The organism is Rhizobium sp. CC1099 (assembly GCF_029714385.1).
Lineage (GTDB): Bacteria > Pseudomonadota > Alphaproteobacteria > Rhizobiales > Rhizobiaceae > Rhizobium.
On the sequence record NZ_CP121642.1, the window covers coordinates 1284713 to 1302846 of the forward strand.

17 protein-coding genes are annotated in these 18134 nt (G+C 61.4%); 10 read left to right on the plus strand and 7 right to left on the minus strand.

Going from position 1 to position 18134, the window contains the following annotated elements:
• Positions 1 to 181: 181 nt before the first annotated feature.
• Positions 182 to 1945 carry an adenylate/guanylate cyclase domain-containing protein gene (locus tag QA644_RS27325; protein ID WP_283072483.1) on the plus strand — a complete coding sequence of 588 codons (1764 nt, stop codon included), beginning with the start codon at positions 182 to 184 and terminating at the stop codon, positions 1943 to 1945.
• Between the two features lie 21 nt (positions 1946 to 1966).
• Here the strand turns inward: QA644_RS27325 and QA644_RS27330 are convergent, their stop codons facing one another.
• Positions 1967 to 2869: an EamA family transporter gene (locus QA644_RS27330; RefSeq protein ID WP_074071958.1), complete on the minus strand. Its 903-nt coding sequence runs from the start codon at positions 2867 to 2869 to the stop codon at positions 1967 to 1969.
• Positions 2870 to 3018: 149 nt separating this feature from the next.
• Here QA644_RS27330 and QA644_RS27335 point away from each other — a divergent pair, with 149 nt between their 5' ends.
• Entirely contained in the window at positions 3019 to 3876 is an 858-nt protein-coding gene (locus QA644_RS27335) for an AraC family transcriptional regulator (protein WP_194731111.1), read from the plus strand.
• A 474-nt stretch (positions 3877 to 4350) separates the two neighbouring features.
• A complete protein-coding gene (locus QA644_RS27340) occupies positions 4351 to 5613 on the plus strand; it encodes a glycerate kinase (protein ID WP_239600625.1) in 1263 nt (420 codons plus the stop codon).
• A gap of 22 nt (positions 5614 to 5635) precedes the next feature.
• Here the strand turns inward: QA644_RS27340 and QA644_RS27345 are convergent, their stop codons facing one another.
• Complete coding sequence (locus tag QA644_RS27345) at positions 5636 to 6649, minus strand: AraC family transcriptional regulator (protein ID WP_194731109.1); 1014 nt, start codon at positions 6647 to 6649, stop codon at positions 5636 to 5638.
• 144 nt (positions 6650 to 6793) lie between these two features.
• On the opposite strand from QA644_RS27345, the gene QA644_RS27350 reads away from it, so the two are divergent.
• The 7 genes from QA644_RS27350 to lpdA all read left to right on the plus strand — a co-directional run bounded on the left by QA644_RS27350 (position 6794) and on the right by lpdA (position 14887).
• Positions 6794 to 7561, plus strand: coding sequence for a 3-hydroxyacyl-CoA dehydrogenase (locus tag QA644_RS27350; protein ID WP_194731108.1), 768 nt, complete (start codon positions 6794 to 6796; stop codon positions 7559 to 7561).
• Positions 7562 to 7582: 21 nt separating this feature from the next.
• Positions 7583 to 8770, plus strand: a complete 1188-nt coding sequence (locus QA644_RS27355) for an acetyl-CoA C-acyltransferase (protein ID WP_283072484.1) — start codon at positions 7583 to 7585, stop codon at positions 8768 to 8770.
• Positions 8771 to 8783: 13 nt separating this feature from the next.
• Positions 8784 to 9911 carry an acyl-CoA dehydrogenase family protein gene (locus tag QA644_RS27360; protein ID WP_283072485.1) on the plus strand — a complete coding sequence of 376 codons (1128 nt, stop codon included), beginning with the start codon at positions 8784 to 8786 and terminating at the stop codon, positions 9909 to 9911.
• Between the two features lie 62 nt (positions 9912 to 9973).
• The gene (locus tag QA644_RS27365) at positions 9974 to 11206 is read left to right on the plus strand and encodes a 3-methyl-2-oxobutanoate dehydrogenase (2-methylpropanoyl-transferring) subunit alpha (protein ID WP_074071966.1); all 1233 of its coding nucleotides are present in this window, start codon (positions 9974 to 9976) and stop codon (positions 11204 to 11206) included.
• Between the two features lies 1 nt (position 11207).
• Positions 11208 to 12221, plus strand: coding sequence for an alpha-ketoacid dehydrogenase subunit beta (locus QA644_RS27370; RefSeq protein WP_022717608.1), 1014 nt, complete (start codon positions 11208 to 11210; stop codon positions 12219 to 12221).
• Positions 12222 to 12224: 3 nt separating this feature from the next.
• Complete coding sequence (locus tag QA644_RS27375; RefSeq protein WP_283072486.1) at positions 12225 to 13484, plus strand: dihydrolipoamide acetyltransferase family protein; 1260 nt, start codon at positions 12225 to 12227, stop codon at positions 13482 to 13484.
• Between the two features lie 5 nt (positions 13485 to 13489).
• Positions 13490 to 14887, plus strand: coding sequence for a dihydrolipoyl dehydrogenase (gene lpdA / locus QA644_RS27380; RefSeq protein WP_283072487.1), 1398 nt, complete (start codon positions 13490 to 13492; stop codon positions 14885 to 14887).
• 249 nt (positions 14888 to 15136) lie between these two features.
• Here lpdA and QA644_RS27385 read toward each other — a convergent pair whose 3' ends face one another.
• From QA644_RS27385 to thiO, 5 genes are read right to left on the minus strand one after another with little or no spacing between them, the layout of a single operon-like run.
• Positions 15137 to 15586, minus strand: a complete 450-nt coding sequence (locus QA644_RS27385) for a PIN domain-containing protein (protein ID WP_283072488.1) — start codon at positions 15584 to 15586, stop codon at positions 15137 to 15139.
• Positions 15571 to 16182: a thiamine phosphate synthase gene (locus tag QA644_RS27390; protein ID WP_283072489.1), complete on the minus strand. Its 612-nt coding sequence runs from the start codon at positions 16180 to 16182 to the stop codon at positions 15571 to 15573. Before QA644_RS27390 ends, QA644_RS27385 begins: the two co-directional genes overlap by 16 nt.
• Positions 16179 to 16952 (minus strand): thiazole synthase, encoded by a 774-nt coding sequence (locus tag QA644_RS27395; RefSeq protein ID WP_239600609.1) that lies wholly within the window; start codon positions 16950 to 16952, stop codon positions 16179 to 16181. Before QA644_RS27395 ends, QA644_RS27390 begins: the two co-directional genes overlap by 4 nt.
• Positions 16953 to 16955: 3 nt before the next feature.
• Positions 16956 to 17153: a sulfur carrier protein ThiS gene (gene thiS, locus QA644_RS27400; RefSeq protein ID WP_283072490.1), complete on the minus strand. Its 198-nt coding sequence runs from the start codon at positions 17151 to 17153 to the stop codon at positions 16956 to 16958.
• The gene (thiO, locus tag QA644_RS27405) at positions 17150 to 18133 is read right to left on the minus strand and encodes a glycine oxidase ThiO (RefSeq protein ID WP_283072491.1); all 984 of its coding nucleotides are present in this window, start codon (positions 18131 to 18133) and stop codon (positions 17150 to 17152) included. The genes thiS and thiO overlap by 4 nt, the downstream gene beginning before the upstream one ends.
• Position 18134 lies beyond the last annotated feature (1 nt).

An 18134-nucleotide genomic window follows, 5' to 3' on the forward strand; every position in this document is an offset into this window, starting at 1 on the left:
ACCCGGCAAATTGCCGTCTCATCTTCGGCGGCACCCTCGTATAAAAGCAGAAACTAATTTAGATAGTCGATTTCCTCGACGTGCTGTAGAATCGAATGTCGGGCGCCCAAACTGGGAGATTATCGGACTCTGGGTTAGAGCTCTCGCGAAAAAATGTCATTCTTGTTTGTTGGCAAATGAAATGGAACAGAGATTAGCCGCGATCCTGGCGGCCGACATGGCAGGCTACAGCCGGCTGATGGAGATGGATGAAGCAGGCACGCTCGCCCGCTTGAAAACTCACCGAATCGAACTGATGGACCCCGCGATCGCGAAGAACAAGGGTCACATCATTAAGACCACGGGTGACGGCATGCTTGTCGAATTCCAAAGCGTTTCTGATGCGGTAAAGTGCGCCGTGGAGATCCAGCAGCGTATGAAGCGGCGTAATTCGGACGTGCCGCAAGATCGGCGGATCGAATTCAGGATCGGGATCAACCTCGGCGACATCATTTTTGACGAGCAGGATATTTTTGGTGACGGTGTGAATATTGCTTCTCGGATCGAGCAATTGGCCGACGTCGGCGGCGTCTGCATCACCGCGGCCGTAGCGACACAAATTGTCGACCGGCTCGAAGTCGCCATCGAGGATTTGGGAGAAAAGACGCTCAAGAATATAAGCCGTCCGGTTCATCTCTTTCGTGTCGGGCTCGAAGCGTCCGCCCTGCCCGGTCAATTGGATGACCTGGATGCGAAACGATCCGTTGCGAAACCTTCTATCGTTGTGCTGCCATTCATCAACATGAGCGGCGACCCCGATCAGGAATTTTTCGCCGACGGCCTTACAGAGGACATCATTACCGAACTATCCCGCCGTCACGAGCTGTTCGTCATTTCGCGCAATTCGAGCTTTGTCTATAAAAACCGCGCCGTGAACGTACGCGAAGTCGCGCAAAAGCTTGGGGCTCAGTACTTGGTGGAGGGAAGTGTTCGCAAGATAGGCGACAGGGTGCGTGTGACCGTCCAGCTCATCGATGCAGTCAGCGATGCTCATATTTGGGCGGACAAATACGATCGGAAGCTTGACGACATATTCGCGATACAGGACGAGGTAACGGGCGCGATAGTGGCCACTTTGCCCGGTCGCGTCGAAGCAGCCCAACGCGACCAGCTTGCACGAACAAAACCAGCGAATATGGCCGCATACGAGTGCGCGCTTGCCGCCAAGGTACTGCATCACAAGGGCACTGTGTCGGACAATCAGCAGGCGCAATTGCTTATAGACAGGGCCGTCGCGCTCGACGCAGGTTATGCCCATGCCCATGCGTGGCGGGCGTGCATTCTGGGCCAAGCCTGGGTCAACGGCTGGTGCGAAGACAAGGATGCAGTGTGGGATGAGATCGTTGCCGCGTTGGATCGGGCGCTGGCGCTGGATGACAACGACGCCGACGTTCACCGAATTTTGGCAGCGGTGAACGTGAACAATAATGCCTTGACCACAGCGCGGTATCACCAGGAGCGCGCGCTTTCCCTCAATCCAAATTATGACCTGGTGGTGGTTCAGCAAGGCGAGCTGCTGACGTGGCTCGGGCGGCCCGAAGAGGGGATAGAATGGATCCGTAAAGCAATGCGGCTCAATCCTCATCACCCCGAGCGGTTTTGGAGCCACCTCGGAAAATCACATTTTGCTGCGCATCAGTACGGCGAGGCGATCGAAGCATTTATGCATCTGTCAGTTATGGATCACGTCCAGCACGCCTTCGTCGCTGCATGCTACGGCTGGCTCGGTGATGAAATCGCCGCTACAGGTCATCTGGAGAAAGTAAGAGCGCTTGCCCCGCAATTTGACATACCGTCATTTCTTGCATCGATGCACTACGCTCAGGAATCCGATGTTCAACACCTTCGCGAAGGCCTCGTCAAAGCGGAAAACAACCGCGACGACACATCACCAAAGGCAGTTTAAATTGCCTGCCAGATCCAACACTCACGTCGGGCTTGCTGGGGCGGCTCGCCGCAGCCTGATGGGCCTGCCGAACATGATGACGTTGCCGCCAAGCGCGAAGATGAGGCCGAGCACGGCTTCGGCGGTCCAGACGTAGCCTTCGAAGAGTGTCGAGACCGTCAAGGCGACGAGCGGAAACAGCACTGTCGCATAGGAAGCGCGCGCCGGACCCCATCGGCCAACGAGCGCCAGATAGGCGAGGAAGCCGACGACGCTTCCCGGGATCGCAAGGTAGAGCAGCGCGCCCGTGTAGACCGGCGATGGATCGAAAGTAAGAGGCAGGCCGCGGACAAGTACAATGGCGCCCAGCGCCGCCACGCCGCAGACCATCGCATAGGCCGTCGTCGACGAAAGATCGAGCCCCAGCCTTTGATGGCGAGCTGAGAGGAAATTGCCGAGCGAGAAGCAATAGGTGCCGGCAAGTGCCAGCAAAAGGCCAAGTCCGCCCTGAGGCGTGGTGTCGAGCGCGCGCATCTCATCTGCAAAAAGAAGCATCAGGCCGACGAGGCCAACGGCGCCTGCCAACATCACACGGGCGCTCGGGCGATTTCCTTGAAGGAGCCAGCCGTTCGCCGCGTTAAATAGGGTTGCCATTGCAAAAACGACCGAGACGATGCCGCTCGGCAGCATGCCGGCGGCATAATAGAAGCAGAGGAAATTGCAACAGAACAGGCAAAGGCCCTGAGCGCCGACTGTCAGCCAATGATTCAATGGCGGTGGCGGCAGGCGCCGGCGCAGGGCCAGCAATCCAAGCAGCAGAATGGCTGCGAGCGCGAAACGGTAGAGGATCGAAACCTCCGCGGGCACGATGCCGACCTGCAGCTTGATCGCAAACCACGTGGTGCCCCATATAAGGACGGTGAGAACGAAGAGAAGCGGCGCCATTAGCTGTCTTTCCTGTCGGAGGCATCGAACGGCGTCTTCTATGGCACTGCACCACCCGCCGCTATCATAGACTTGCGCGACTATCGAAATCTTGCGGTCTTCGGCAGCACCCAGTTGCAGGAGATACCGCCGCGGCCTTATGAGAAAGCATGCAAACGGGATCGATTTCATCCGCTTTGGAAGGTGTAGGCGCCAAGCTGCTGCGGCAGGTTGATCTCGGCGGCGGCCTGACGATTGCGCAATGGCGAAACTTCGCCAACAGCCGCCTTGCCTATCGCGATCCCGGGCACCACACCGTTAGCCTTTATCTCGATGGTACCGTGCGCCGCATGGACAGCGGTCAGACGGGGATAGGCTCGTCGGGAGCGCTCTGTCTGCTGCCGGCAGATGGTGACAGCGCCTGGCATGTACTCCGAGACGTCTATTTCTGTCACATCTACATCTCTCAGGGCCGGTTTCAGAGGCTGGCCGGCGAGGTTTTCGATCGCGACAGCCGGACGTTGACGCTTCCCGACCTGAGTTTCTTTTCCGACGGCTTCATTGCGGACATCATCAACAGGGCGATCCTGCCCAACGACTGGTCGGAAAGCGCCAATCGCCTTTTACTTGCCCAGGCGGCTGATCTCATCTTGCTCGAAGTGCTGCGCAAGAACGGTCCAGTCCGGTCCAGCAGCCTTGTCCTCCAGGGCGGGCTTTCACCCCACGTTTTGAAACGCATTATACAATTGATCGATGCCGATCTCGCCGGCGACCTCAGCCTCGACCGGCTTGCCGCGGAGGCAGGCCTCAGCTCCTATCATTTCGCCCGTATGTTCAAACTGACCACGGGCCAGACGCCACACCGTTTCGTGCATGAGCGGCGGCTTGCGGTGGCTTATGAGTTCATACGCGCTGGCAAAGCCAGCATCACGGAAATCGCAGCCGCCTGCGGATTCTCGACACCGGCGCATTTCGCCGCAAGCTTCAAGGCGAAATTCGGCACGAGCCCATCCGCTATCCGCGTCTGACGGCACGCAAGAACGTGCCCAACGCGTTCACCGGATGAAGCACTTGCTACCGGTTATCGGTAGCCTCCGGAATCGGCCCGACGGCGGCGGAAGAGAGCGGGAGTCGAACCCACAAAAGACCGTCTTTCGGACCCTCGGCCCACGGATCCCCAGACCTCGGGACTGCTTGCGTCATGCATGGCTCAGACGAAAGAATTTGCTCGGAAAAATCGTTGCGATGGGCTATTGCGCAGCAATAATCATCGGTTAAGTGGCGGACGGCGAGGCCGTATTGCGCGTCGCTGCTTAGTCCTCCTCTGCCATACGGTGGATACGGCGGTCAGTCTCACGTGCCGCTTGCCCCCCGTCGATGGCGCGAATACACAAAACTGGCCAAACGTGCCTTGCCTAAGCTGTTAATCTCTTGGAAGCTGCAGCTTGAGGAGATGCCGGTGCGTTAACGCGTCCGGCAATGCAGATTCGAAAGATTTACTTGTGGTTGTTTCATCCCCCCGCACCTTTTTGACATCCCTGTTTCACGCAGCTGTCGGTGCCGCCGATCCCCTGTCGGGTATCAAGGCGCATCTGCCTGCGAAGCCAAAAGGCCGAACGGTGGTGATCGGCGCGGGCAAGGGAGCAGCGCAAATGGCTCGCGCGCTTGAAAGCGTCTGGGACGCGGCGCTCGATGGCGTGGTCGTGACGCGCTACGGCTACGGCTGCGAAACACAGAAGATCGACATCATCGAAGCTGCCCATCCGGTGCCGGATGCCGCTGGTCTTTCCGCATCGAAGCGGTTGGTCGAAGCGCTAAAAGATCTGACGGCGGACGATTTGGTGATTGCACTGATCTGCGGCGGTGGCTCGGCGCTTCTGCCGGCGCCGCCCGAAGGCCTGACGCTTGAAGGTGAGATCGCGCTCAATGAAATGCTGCTGGCTTCCGGAGCGCCGATCTCGGCCATGAACGTCGTGCGCAAGCATCTATCCACCATCAAGGGCGGGCGGCTCGCGGCGGCCACAAAAGCGCGCGTCGTCAGCCTGATCGTCTCGGATATCCCGGGAGACAATCCCGCGCATGTCGCCTCAGGTCCCACCGTTCCCGATCGCTCCACCCGGTATGAGGCTATCGAGATCGTCCGGCAATATGGCCTGCAGCTTCCGAAGGCAGCGCTCGATCACCTGGGCTCCCCGGCTGCAGACGCTCCCTTTCCGGACGATCCGATCTTTGCCGGACACGAACATCACATCATCGCTTCGGCCGGTGTGTCGCTCGAGGCCGCCGCTCAACTGGCGAAGTCCAATGGCATCACCCCCGTGATCCTGTCGGATTCAATCGAGGGCGAATCCCGTGACGCTGCACTGGTGCACGCGGCAATCGCCCGTGAGGTTCTTGGCCGCAACCGACCGTTCGAAAAGCCAGTGGTCATTCTCTCGGGCGGAGAGACAACCGTGACACTGCGCGCCAAAGGCGGCAGAGGCGGGCGCAACGGGGAATTTGCGCTTGCCGCCGCACTCGCAATCGATGGACACGACATCCATCTCCTGGCAGCAGACACCGACGGCATCGACGGCTCGCAAGATAACGCCGGCGCATTTGCCGATGGCACCACCGTCAGGCGCCTGCGCGAAGGCGGCCTCGATCCCCGCCGCCTGCTTGATGGCAATGACAGCTATTCGGCCTTCCAGGCTATCGGCGACCTCTTCGAGACTGGCCCGACAGGCACCAACGTCAACGATTTCAGGGCATTCTTGATTCGTTGATGGCGGAGCCAGGCGCCGGCGTCTACATTGTCGGCACCGCTTGCCTGCTTTCCCGGCGGAAAGCATCTGGGCTCGTCGACATCCATTTGCGGAAGGCCCGGAAAAATGCGCTGGGTTCGGAATAGCCGAGTTGTGTGGCGATGTCGCCGATCGTCTTTGGCGTATTGAGCAGCAAGTCGACGGCCATATCTCGGCGGATATCATCTTTGATGCCGGCATAGCTCTGCCCTTCGTCACTCAGGCGATGACGCAGGGTGGAAACCGGCATGCGCATGTCGGCCGCAAGGTCCACGAAATTCGACCATGCAGCCGGCGGCAGCCTGCTCAGCCTCCGGCGGACACTGGAAGCGAGCCCGGCATCGTAGCGATAGCGCACGAGGATGTTCGCCGGTGCGCCACGCAGGAACTGTTTTAGTGCCTGCTCGGTCCGCGAAACCGGCAGGTCCAGCATGGCGCTGTCGAAACCCAGCCGGCTGACGGGTTGAGAGAATCCGACGGGGGCACCGAAGAAGAGCCGGTAATCGGCTCCCTGTTTTGGCTCATCACAGCGGAAATCGACGAGCCGGATGGGGATCCGGCGGCCCACCAGCCAGCACGTGATACCATGCAAAATGATCCAGTAGGTGCGATAGGCGAAAGCCGAGCGAGGCCCGCCGGCGTCCGCAAGCTCGATCTCAGCCAGGCCGTCGCGGACGACGAGTTCGCCGCGCGGATCCTCCAGGACGACATTGAGGAAGCGCAGTGCCCGGCGTAACGCCTGGCCGAGGCTTCGTGCGTGCAGCACGCAGTGACAGAGCAGCGTGAAGCTTCCGCTGCGCATCGGCCTTCCGCCCATTCCGAAGAATTCGTCATCGAGCTCGGCCGCAATCGCGAGCCACAGTGCACCATAGCGCTCGGCCGATATCGGCTGGTCGACACGCTGAGGCAGTCCGAGCGCAGCAATGAGCGGGGCTGTCGGTTTTCCTATCCGGCGCAGGCTTTCGAGTGCCTCTTCGACGAATCCCGGTGCGATCATGCGCCTTTCGAGTTCAGTCATCCCCTTCCCTCTCCGTGTGGTAAAATTGTCCAAAAATATGAAGCAGTTCTGTCATCGCTTGCAATAGTGGGACGACATAAAGTCCGTGCTATTCTGGCTGGGCGCTACATGAGAGGAGCATCGTAGGGCCGTGGGAGATGATCCATGCTGATTCGTGGAGGAACCTTCATCGTCACAGGCGGCGGGTCCGGTCTCGGCGCAGCAACCGTGCGGATGCTGGTCGAAGACGGGGCGCGCGTCGTCATTGCGGATCTTAATGAAGAGGCAGGTGAGATGGTCGCCGCAGAGCTCGGCGCGCAGGTTTCATACCTGTGTGCCGACGTGACGAGCGAGGAAGATGGTGTGCGCGTTGTCGCCGCTGCGCTCGATACCTTCGGTGGCCTGCGTGGGCTCGTCAACTGCGCCGGCGTTGCCCCGGCCGAAAAGGTCATTGGACGCGATGGGCCGCATCGGCTCGAAAGCTTTTCGCACGCGATCGGCATCAATCTGATCGGCACGTTCAACATGACGCGCCTCGCCGCGTCAGCCATTCAGCAACAGGAGCCGGATGGCGAAGGCGAGCGTGGCGTCATCATCAATACGGCCTCGGTTGCCGCCTTCGACGGCCAGATCGGCCAGGCGGCCTACTCCGCCTCCAAGGGTGGTGTGGCCGCCATGACGCTGCCGATTGCCCGCGAGCTTGCCCGCCACGGTATTCGCGTCCTCTCAATCGCTCCCGGCATCTTCGAAACACCGATGATGGCAGGCATGCCGTCTGAGGTTCGCGAATCACTCGGCAGGAGCGTGCCCTTCCCGCCGCGGCTCGGCCGGCCTGCTGAATTCGCCGCCCTGGTGCGCCATATATGTGAGAACAGCATGCTGAACGGCGAGGTCATTCGCCTCGACGGCGCATTGCGGATGGGCGCGCGTTAGGCGCTACCAGGGAGGAGTAAAATGCCATTGCAGGATCCTGTCGTGATTGTCGGCTCGGCACGCACCCCGATCGGCGGATTTCAGGGCGAGCTCAAGGATGCTACGGCGCCCGCGCTCGGAGCTTGCGCAATACGGGCCGCACTTGAACGCAGCCGCGTCGAGGCCGGGGCCGTTGATGAAGTGGTGTTCGGCTGCGTGCTGCCGGCCGGCCAGGGCCAGGCGCCGGCGAGGCAGGCGGCCATCGGCGCTGGCCTTGCCTTTTCGACCGGCGCCAGCACCATTAACAAGATGTGCGGCTCCGGCATGAAAGCCACGATGATTGCTCATGACCTCATTGCCGCAGGAAGTGCCTCGGTCACCATCGCCGGCGGCATGGAAAGCATGTCGAATGCGCCCTATCTCCTCGATCGGGCACGTAGCGGCTACCGGCTCGGCCACGGGCGCGTTGTCGATCATATGTTCCTCGACGGGCTTGAAGATGCTTATGACAAGGGACGTTTGATGGGCACTTTCGCGGAAGACTGCGCCGAGGCCTATCAATTCACACGCGCCGCACAGGATAGCTATGCGATCGCCTCGCTGACGCGGGCGCAAAAGGCGATCGAGGCCGGCTATTTCGACGAAGAGATCACACCGGTGACCATCAAGACCGGCAAAAGCGAACTGACGGTTGCGCGCGACGAACAGCCGGGCAAGGCAAAACTTGAAAAGATTCCGGCCCTGAAGCCTGCCTTCCGCGACGGCGGAACCGTGACCGCTGCCAATTCAAGCTCGATTTCCGATGGTGCGGCAGCCCTGGTCCTCATGCGCCGCTCGCAGGCCGAACGCCGCGGATTGCAGCCGCTTGCCACGATCACTGCCCAGGCCACCCATTCGCAGGCGCCCAATCTCTTTGCAACGGCGCCGGTCGGTGCTCTTGAGAAGCTTTCCGATCGCGCCGGCTGGTCGTTTGATACAGTCGATCTTTTCGAAATCAACGAGGCTTTCGCCGTCGTCGCCATGGCTGCGATGCGCGATCTCCATCTGCCGCACGACAAGGTCAACGTGCACGGCGGCGCCTGTGCGCTTGGCCATCCGATCGGTGCGTCGGGAGCACGTATCATTGTCACGCTGCTTGCGGCTCTTGAGCGATACGACCTGAAGCGCGGCATGGCCGCACTTTGCATCGGCGGCGGCGAGGCAACTGCAGTCGCCCTCGAACGGCACTAAGGGAGGAACGCAGATGATCCTTTCCGACCTGCAGCAGCAAATTCGCGATCTCGCGCGCGATTTCGCCCGCGAGCGCCTGGCGCCGGGCGCGGCCGCCCGCGACCGCGATCACGCCTTCCCCCGCGAGGAACTGAAGGAGATGGGCGAGCTCGGCCTGCTCGGCATGCTCGTTCCGGAAGCCTTTGGAGGCTCCGACACCGGCACTGTCGCCTATGCTGCCGCGCTCGAAGAGATCGCCGCCGGCGACGGGCCGTGCTCGACCATCATGAGCGTCCATAGCTCGGTTGCCTGCGTGCCGATCCTGAAATTCGGCAATGAAGAACAAAAGCAGCACTTCTTGCCAAGGCTTGCGAGCGGCGAATGGATCGGCGGTTTCGCACTGACCGAGGCGCAGGCGGGCTCCGATGCCTCAAACCTGCGTAGCCGCGCGCGCCGCAACGGCGATCATTATGTGCTCGACGGGGCCAAGCAGTTCATCACCTCGGGCAAGAATGGCCAGATGATCATCGTCTTCGCGGTCACCGATCCCGAAGCCGGCAAGAAGGGTATCACCGCCTTCATCGTGCCGACCGATACACCCGGTTACGAAGTCATCCGTGTCGAAGAAAAGCTTGGCCTCCATTCGACCGATACCTGCCAGATCGCCTTCAACGGCATGCTCATCCCCGCCGAACTCAGGCTCGGCGCGGAAGGGGAAGGATACCGCATCGCGCTGGCCAATCTCGAAGGCGGGCGGATCGGCATTGCCGCGCAGGCGATTGGCATGGCACGCGCGGCCTATGAGGCGGCGCGCGACTATGCGCGCGAGCGTGTCGCTTTTGGCAAACCGATCATCGAGCACCAGGCCGTCGCCTTCCGTCTTGCCGACATGGCGACGCAGATCGAGGCCGCGCGCCAGCTCGTCCTCCATGCAGCGGCATTGCGCGAAAGCGGCCTGCCTTGTCTTTCTGAAGCGTCGATGGCGAAGCTCTTTGCCTCCGAAATGGCAGAGCGGGTCTGCTCCGACGCGATCCAGATCCATGGCGGCTACGGCTATATGGCCGATTATCCGGTCGAGCGGATCTACCGGGATGTCCGCATCTGTCAGATTTATGAAGGAACGAGCGATGTGCAGCGCATGGTGATTGCGCGCAATCTGTAAACCAAGGATGCCGTCCCCTCCTGGAGGAGAGGAGCGGACGGCAAAGGGAGGAATGAGACCATATGGCGGAATTCGCTCAACTGAGCTTGCATGTCCCCGAACCCGCCGTCCGTCCGGGCGGCCAGCCTGATTTTTCCAACGTCAAGATCGCCAAGGCAGGCGCGGTGCCGCGCCCTGAGGTGGATGTCGCGTCTGAGGACATCCGCGAGCTCGCCTATTCGATCATCCGTGTACTTAATCGCGACGGTGAAGCCGTCGGCCCGTGGTCGGGCATGCTTTCTGACGGCGAACTGCTCACCGGCCTTCGCCACATGATGAAGCTCAGGGCCTTCGACGCCCGCATGCTGATGGCGCAGCGCCAGGGAAAGACATCCTTCTACATGCAGCATCTCGGGGAGGAAGCCGTCAGCTGCGCCTTCCGCAAGGCGTTGCGCAAGGGCGACATGAACTTTCCGACCTATCGCCAGGCGGGACTGTTGATCGCCGACGACTATCCGATGGTCGAGATGATGAACCAGATCTACTCGAATGAGAGCGACCCGCTGCACGGCCGGCAGCTGCCGATCATGTATTCCTCGAAGGACCACGGTTTCTTCACGATCTCCGGAAATCTCGCGACGCAATATGTTCAGGCAGTCGGCTGGGCGATGGCGTCGGCCATCAAGAACGACAGCAAAATCGCCGCCGGCTGGATCGGCGATGGCTCGACAGCCGAATCCGACTTTCACTCCGCGTTGGTTTTCGCCTCCACGTACAAGGCTCCGGTGATCCTCAATATCGTCAACAATCAATGGGCGATCTCGACGTTCCAGGGCATCGCCCGCGGTGGCTCCGGTACTTTCGCTGCCCGCGGTCTCGGCTTCGGCATCCCGGCGCTGCGTGTCGACGGCAACGACTATCTCGCCGTTTATGCCGTTGCCTGCTGGGCAGCCGAGCGCGCCAGACGGAATCTCGGCCCGACGCTGATCGAATATGTGACCTATCGCGTCGGCGCCCATTCGACGTCGGACGATCCGAGCGCTTATCGTCCGAAGACGGAGTCTGAGGCCTGGCCGCTTGGCGATCCGGTTCTTCGCCTGAAAAAGCATCTGATCGTCAGGGGCGTCTGGTCCGAAGAACGTCATCTTCAGGCGGAGGCCGAGATCATCGACGAGGTGATCGAGGCGCAGAGAAAGGCAGAGCAGCACGGCACACTGCATGCCGGGGGCAGGCCTTCCGTGCGCGACATCTTCGAGGGCGTCTATGCCGAGATGCCGCCGCATATTCGCCGCCAGCGGCAGAAAGCGGGATACTGAGATGGCCAGAATGACGATGATTGAGGCCGTGCGCAGTGCCATGGACGTATCGATGGCCCGCGACGACAGCGTCGTGGTGTTCGGCGAGGACGTCGGTTACTTCGGCGGTGTTTTCCGCTGCACGCAAGGGCTTCAGGCAAAATACGGCAAGACCCGCTGCTTCGATACGCCGATCAGCGAATCCGGCATCGTCGGAACGGCGATCGGCATGGCGGCTTACGGGTTAAAACCCTGCGTCGAAATCCAATTTGCCGATTACATGTATCCTGCCTACGACCAGATCACTCAGGAGGCCGCCCGTATCCGTTACCGCTCGAACGGCGATTTCACCTGCCCGATCGTGCTGCGTATGCCAACCGGCGGCGGTATCTTCGGCGGTCAGACGCACAGTCAGAGCCCGGAGGCGCTCTTTACTCATGTCTGCGGCCTGAAGGTTGTCGTGCCTTCCAATCCTTTTGATGCCAAAGGCCTGCTCATCTCGTCCATCGAGGATCCGGATCCGGTGATGTTCCTGGAGCCGAAGCGGCTCTACAACGGTCCCTTCGACGGTCATCACGAGCGCCCTGTCACCCCCTGGTCGAAACATGACCTCGGCGAAGTACCTGAGGGACATTATACCGTCCCGATCGGCAGGGCCGAGATCAGGCGGTTGGGATCGGCCGTGACGGTCATTGCCTATGGTACCATGGTGCATGTGGCGCTTGCAGCTGCGGAGGATGCCGGCATCGATGCCGAAGTCATCGATTTACGAAGCCTTCTGCCACTCGATCTCGATACCATCGTACAGTCGGTCACGAAGACCGGCCGCTGCGTCGTCGTCCATGAGGCAACGCTTACGTCTGGCTTTGGTGCCGAAGTGGTGTCGCTCGTGCAGGAGCATTGTTTCTACCATCTGGAAGCGCCGGTCATGCGTGTCGCCGGTTGGGACACGCCCTATCCGCACGCACAGGAATGGGACTATTTCCCCGGGCCTGCGCGTGTCGGGCGGGCACTTGCAGAAGTCATGGAGGCGTAAGCCATGGGCGAGTTTACGATCAAGATGCCCGATGTCGGCGAAGGCGTGGCCGAGGCTGAGCTTGTCGAATGGCACGTGAAGGCCGGTGACCCCGTGCGAGAGGACATGGTGATCGCCGCCGTCATGACGGATAAGGCGACGGTCGAAATCCCTTCTCCCGTTACCGGCACCGTCGTCTGGCTCGGTGCAGAGATCGGCGACCGGGTCGCCGTGAAGGCGCCGTTGGTGCGCATCGAGACGGCCGGTGAAGGCGGCGAGATTCGAACCGAAATCCCTGCGGCTGTAACGCCCGCGAAAGCTCCTGAGCCACCGTTGCCTGCTTTAGATCTCACAAAGGGAACGGTACCGAAACCCGCTACCGCGCCTGGTGCAGTTGCTGCGGTGCCCGCCGAAAAGCCGCTCGCCTCCCCTGCCGTCCGGCTCCTTGCCCGGGAGAACGGCATCGATCTCAGGCAGGTGACGGGAAGCGGTCCTGCCGGCCGTATCCTGCGCGAGGATATCGACCAGTTTCTCGCACACGGCGCGGCCCCCTTCCCGGCGCAAGTGGTTCCAGGAAGAAAGACTGCGACGGAAGAGATCAAACTTACCGGCCTTCGCCGGCGCATTGCCGAGAAGATGTCGCTGTCGGCCTCCCGCATTCCCCACATTACATATGTCGAGGAGATCGACATGACGGCGCTGGAGGAACTGAGAGCCACCATGAACCGCGACCGCAAGCCGGAACAGCCGAAGCTTACCGTCCTGCCTTTCCTGATGCGGGCACTCGTCAAGGCGGTTGCTGAACAGCCAAACCTCAACGCTACCTTCGACGATCACACAGGCGTACTCACCCGTCATGCGGCCGTCCACATCGGCATTGCAGCGCAGACGCCCGCCGGGCTGGTGGTGCCTGTCGTGCGACATGCGGAGGCGCGCGGCATCTGGGATTGCGCCAGCGAGATGAACCGGCTTGCGGAGGCCGCGCGCACGGGTTCAGCGACCCGTGATGAGCTCGGCGGCTCGACGATCACCATCAGTTCGCTCGGCGCGCTCGGCGGCATCGTCTCGACGCCTGTGATCAATCATCCCGAAGTCGCCATCATCGGCGTCAACAAGATCGCCGTCCGTCCGGTCTGGGACGGCACGCAGTTCGTGCCGCGGAAGATGATGAACCTCTCCTCAAGCTTCGACCATCGCATCGTAGACGGATGGGATGCTGCCACCTTCGTCCAGCGCGTCCGGGTTCTTCTCGAAACGCCGGCACTCATTTTCATCGAAAGCTGAGTTTTATGAAAGAGATCGTCTGCAAGCTCCTCGTCATCGGCGCCGGTCCTGGAGGCTATGTCTGCGCCATCCGGGCGGGCCAGCTCGGCATCGACACCGTCATCGTGGAGGAGAGCAAACCGGGCGGAACCTGCCTGAATGTCGGCTGCATCCCGTCCAAGGCGCTAATTCATGCGGCAGAAGAGTTCGCCGTAGTCCGCCGTATGGCTGCCGGAAGGAGCCCGATCGGCATCCGTGTGGGGGACGCTGCCATCGACCTGGCGAAAACCATCGGTTGGAAGGATGGTATCGTTGGCCGGCTCACCAGCGGTGTCTCAACGCTGCTTCATAAGGCGAATGTCAAGATCGTCCACGGACGCGCGGCTTTTCGCGACGGCAAGACCGTGGAGGTGGAGACGGAAACGGGCGCGCAGATCATTCGCGCCGACACCGTGGTCATCGCCACCGGCTCGGAGCCGGTCGACCTTGCAAGTCTTCCCTTCGGTGGTCGCGTCATATCCTCAACCGGGGCCTTGTCGCTTAAGGATCTGCCGGAGAAGCTTGTGGTTGTCGGCGGCGGCTATATCGGCCTCGAGCTCGGTACCGCCTTTGCCAAGATGGGCTCCGAGGTGACCGTTGTCGAAGCGATGCCGCAGATCCTCCCGCAATATGATGCCGATCTCGTGCGCCCTGTGCTACGCAAGCTCGGAGAACTTGGCATTCGCGTGCTGACCGGTGCAAAAGCGAAGGGGCTCTCTGGCGACGGAAATGCACTCTTTGTCGAGGCGGCGGATAGTCAGGAACAGCAGCTGCCGGCCGACCGCATCCTGGTCACCGTCGGACGCAAACCGAAAACCGCAGGATCGGGGCTGGAAGAGCTCGATCTAGATCGTTCAGGGCCTTACCTGCGCATCGACGAGCGCTGCCGCACGTCGATGCGCGGCATATATGCGATCGGCGACGTAACCGGCGAGCCGATGCTTGCCCACCGCGCCATGGCGCAGGGCGAAATGGTGGCCGAGATTGTGGCCGGCCGGAAGCGTGCCTGGGACAAGCGCTGCATTCCGGCGGTTTGCTTCACGGACCCGGAGATCGTGACGGCGGGTCTTTCCCCCGGCGAGGCTCGTGCTCAGGGCTATGAGATCCGCGTCGGCCAGTTTCCCTTCAGCGCCAACGGCCGCGCCATGACGATGCATTCGGACGAAGGCTTCGTGCGCGTCGTGGCACGGGCCGACAGCAATCTTGTCCTCGGCCTTCAGGCCGTCGGCGCCGGGGTTTCGGAGCTTTCGGCCACCTTCGCACATGCCATGGAGATGGGCGCGCGCCTGGAGGATATCGCCGGGACGATCCATGCCCATCCGACACGCAGCGAAGCAATCCAGGAAGCAGCCCTTAAGGCACTCGGCCATGCATTGCACACATGACGCGTAGTTGACGGTCGGTAGATTGCGATGGTGGGATTAGCGCGCCGATGTCAGAGCCTAGTTCTTGCATCTTCCATTTCCGCGCGAGCCGGGAATCGCGTCTTGTGAGCACGGCAACAGTGCTTTTCGGTCTGGCAGCCGTCATGTGAGTTTCTCGCGGCTTTTGGTAAAATCCTCCCCGAGAGGGGAGACGATCCAAAGACGGGAAGCACCCCGCCTGGATACGCCGGTCGGTCACGATACGGCCGATCATTGCATGGTCGGCAACTGCCTCAAGGGATTGGCGAGCGGCACACCGAGCGGCTCGAAATGGCGCTCATTGGCCGTCAGAACGGTGAGACCGTGCGCGGCGGCAGTGGCGGCAATTGCGATGTCCTCGAAGCCGGGATCATGGGCACGCGCCCGGTCGAGAATCAGGCCGGCATGGCGAGCCTCCTCGATGCCGAACGGCAGGATGCGGCCCGCATAGAAATGTTCCACCGCCGATAGCCAGCGGCCCAAGTTCTCCGCCTTCGTCGTCGCCGCGATCCTGACGGCGCGGGCAATGCCTGCCTCGATCTCGGCAATGGTGATCGTCGAAAGATAAAGCCGGTCACCATGGGCGCGCATCCATGCCTCGACGCCAACCTGGCGCTTGGTCGGCGCGTCAGCCGACAGGAGTGGCCCGCCCATTGCGAGCAAATTTATGAGCTTCTCCATCTGGCGGTGGCCTTTAGCCACTGACTGGTTCTTGCCTCTGGATCGCTGTTCAGCGTGATGTCGGTCACAACGGCCGCGCTGTCTGCGCCATGGGCAAAGACGCCGTCGATGCGATCGACATTCAGCCCGCCGATGGCGACAAGCGGCAGGCCGGCGATGCGTGTTTTCCATTGGCTGAGCCGTTCCAGCCCTTGCGGCGCCCATTTCATCTGCTTCAGGATCGTCGCATAGATTGGGCCGAGCGCGACATAGTCCGGCTTTGCGGCGAGCGCTGTCTCCAGCTCGGCTCCGTCATGGGTCGAGAGCCCGAGCTTCAGTCCGGCCTCACGGATCGCTTGAACATCAGCTCCGGCCAGATCCTCCTGTCCCAGATGGAGGAAATCGCATCCCTCCTCAATCGCCAGTTGCCAGTAGTCGTTGATGATCAGCTGGCATCCATTTGCGGAGCAGATCGTCTTTGCGTTGCGGATATCAGCACGGATTTCTGCCTCCGTCCGGTCCTTGATGCGGAGTTGAACCAGCTTGACGCCGAGCGGGACCAAGCGGGCGATCCACTCTGCACTGTCGACAATCAGGTAGAATGGATCGAGCCTCATGCAAAGACCGCCCTACCGATCACCGGTGTCGAGGGCACGGCCATCTCGCGCGGCTCCAGCATACCGGCACCGAATGCCTGATGGCCGGCCTCGATCGCCCTGGCGAAAGCCTCGGCCATGGAGACAGGATCGCCGGCGCCCGCCACAGCGGTGTTGAGAAGAACCGCATCAAAGCCGAGTTCCATGACGGTTGCTGCATGCGAGGGCCTGCCGATGCCGGCGTCGACAATCAGCGGCACCTCGGGAAAATGCCCGCGTATGGCCCGAAGGGCAGAAAGATTGAGCGGCCCGGCGGCACTGCCGATCGGCGCGCACCAGGGCATCAAGACCTTGCACCCCGCTTCCAGCAAGCGTTCCGCCACGACAAGATCATCGGTCGTGTAAGGGAAGACTTCGAAGCCCTCACCCGAGAGGATACGCGCGGCTTCGACCAGCCCAAAGACATCGGGCTGCAGCGTATCGTGATTGCCGATCACCTCCAGCTTGATCCAGTTGGTCTGAAACACCTCGCGCGCCATCTTCGCCGTCAGCACCGCTTCGGAGACGCCATGGCAGCCGGCCGTATTGGGCAGCACACGTACGCCGAGCGCCCGGATCATGTCGAAGAACGCACCACCGTTCCGGCCGCCGGCGGTTTCACGGCGCAAGGAGACGGTGACGATTGCGGTCTGCGATCGCTGGACGGCTTCAGTCAAGATTGCCGGTGAGGGATAGCGAGCCGTTCCGAGAAGAAGGCGGGACGCAATTTCGGCTCCATAAAGGTTCAGCATGGCTCAACCTCCCTGCATCGGCGTCAGGATTTCTATCCGGTCATTCGCGTCAAGCGCATGGTCAGCCCGATCCTCCCGGTGGACGAGCTCGCCGTTGACGGCGGTCGCGAGCCACTCGCCTTCGTAGTCCATCAGCCTCAGCAGCTCGGAAAGCGTCTTGGCACAGATATTCTGAGCTTCGCCATTGATGATCAGTCTCATGAAAACATACCTTCTTGTTGGCTTACTTGTTGGAGTTTGCCGAATACAAGCTCCGCAGCTTCCGCCGCCATTGCCGGTGCCAGCAAAAAACCGTGACGATACAAGCCGTTGACGAATACTGTGTTCGCGTCGCGGGCGGCGCGTGGAAAGTTGTCGGCGAAGGCGGGGCGGATTCCGGCCCCGGTCTCGACGACGGTTGCGTCCGCAAAGGCCGGATGAAGCGCGTAGGCGGCATTCAGCAGTTCCAGCAACGAGCGTGCCGAAATCGGCCCGTCGAAATCGGTTTCGATCATCGTGGCACCGATCATGAAAAGCCCGTCGCCGCGGGGAACGATGTAGAGCGGGATGCGCGGATGCAGCAGGCGAACCGGGCGGGCAAGGTCCACCTCCCAGGTCTTGAGATAGAGCATTTCGCCGCGAACGCCGCGCAGCCCGCCGGCCTTGCCAATCTGCGCCGCACCCGTGCAGTCGACACAGTCGTCGAAGCTGCCCTCGTCGGCATCTCGAACGAACGACACGCCCTGCGTTGCAAGCCTCTCCCTCAACCTTGCGAGCGTCCGGCGGGGATCAAGATGGGCTTCGCGAGGAAAGAACAGGCCTTGCCGGAAGCGCCCGGCAAGGGCGGGTTCCAGCCCAGCAATGGCCTTCCCATCGAGCCATTCGCAACCGGTCGTACGGCTGGCGAAGCGTTGCAGTTCACCAAGATCGCGGGCCGGCGCGACCACGAGCGTACCATTGCGTCGCACTTCTCCCGGCACCATTACCTCCCACCGGTCGGCGGCATCGAGGCCCTGTAGAAGCACAGCCTCGCCAGCACTTTCCCGCTCGCACCAAGGCGCCAGCATCCCGCCGGCAAACCAGGATGCGGCACCCCTGAAACCCTCATTCGGATCCACGACCGTCACATCAGCACCGCCGGCGTGAAGCGCATGGGCAACCGAGAGGCCGGCAACGCCGGCCCCTTTGACAAGCACGCGCATC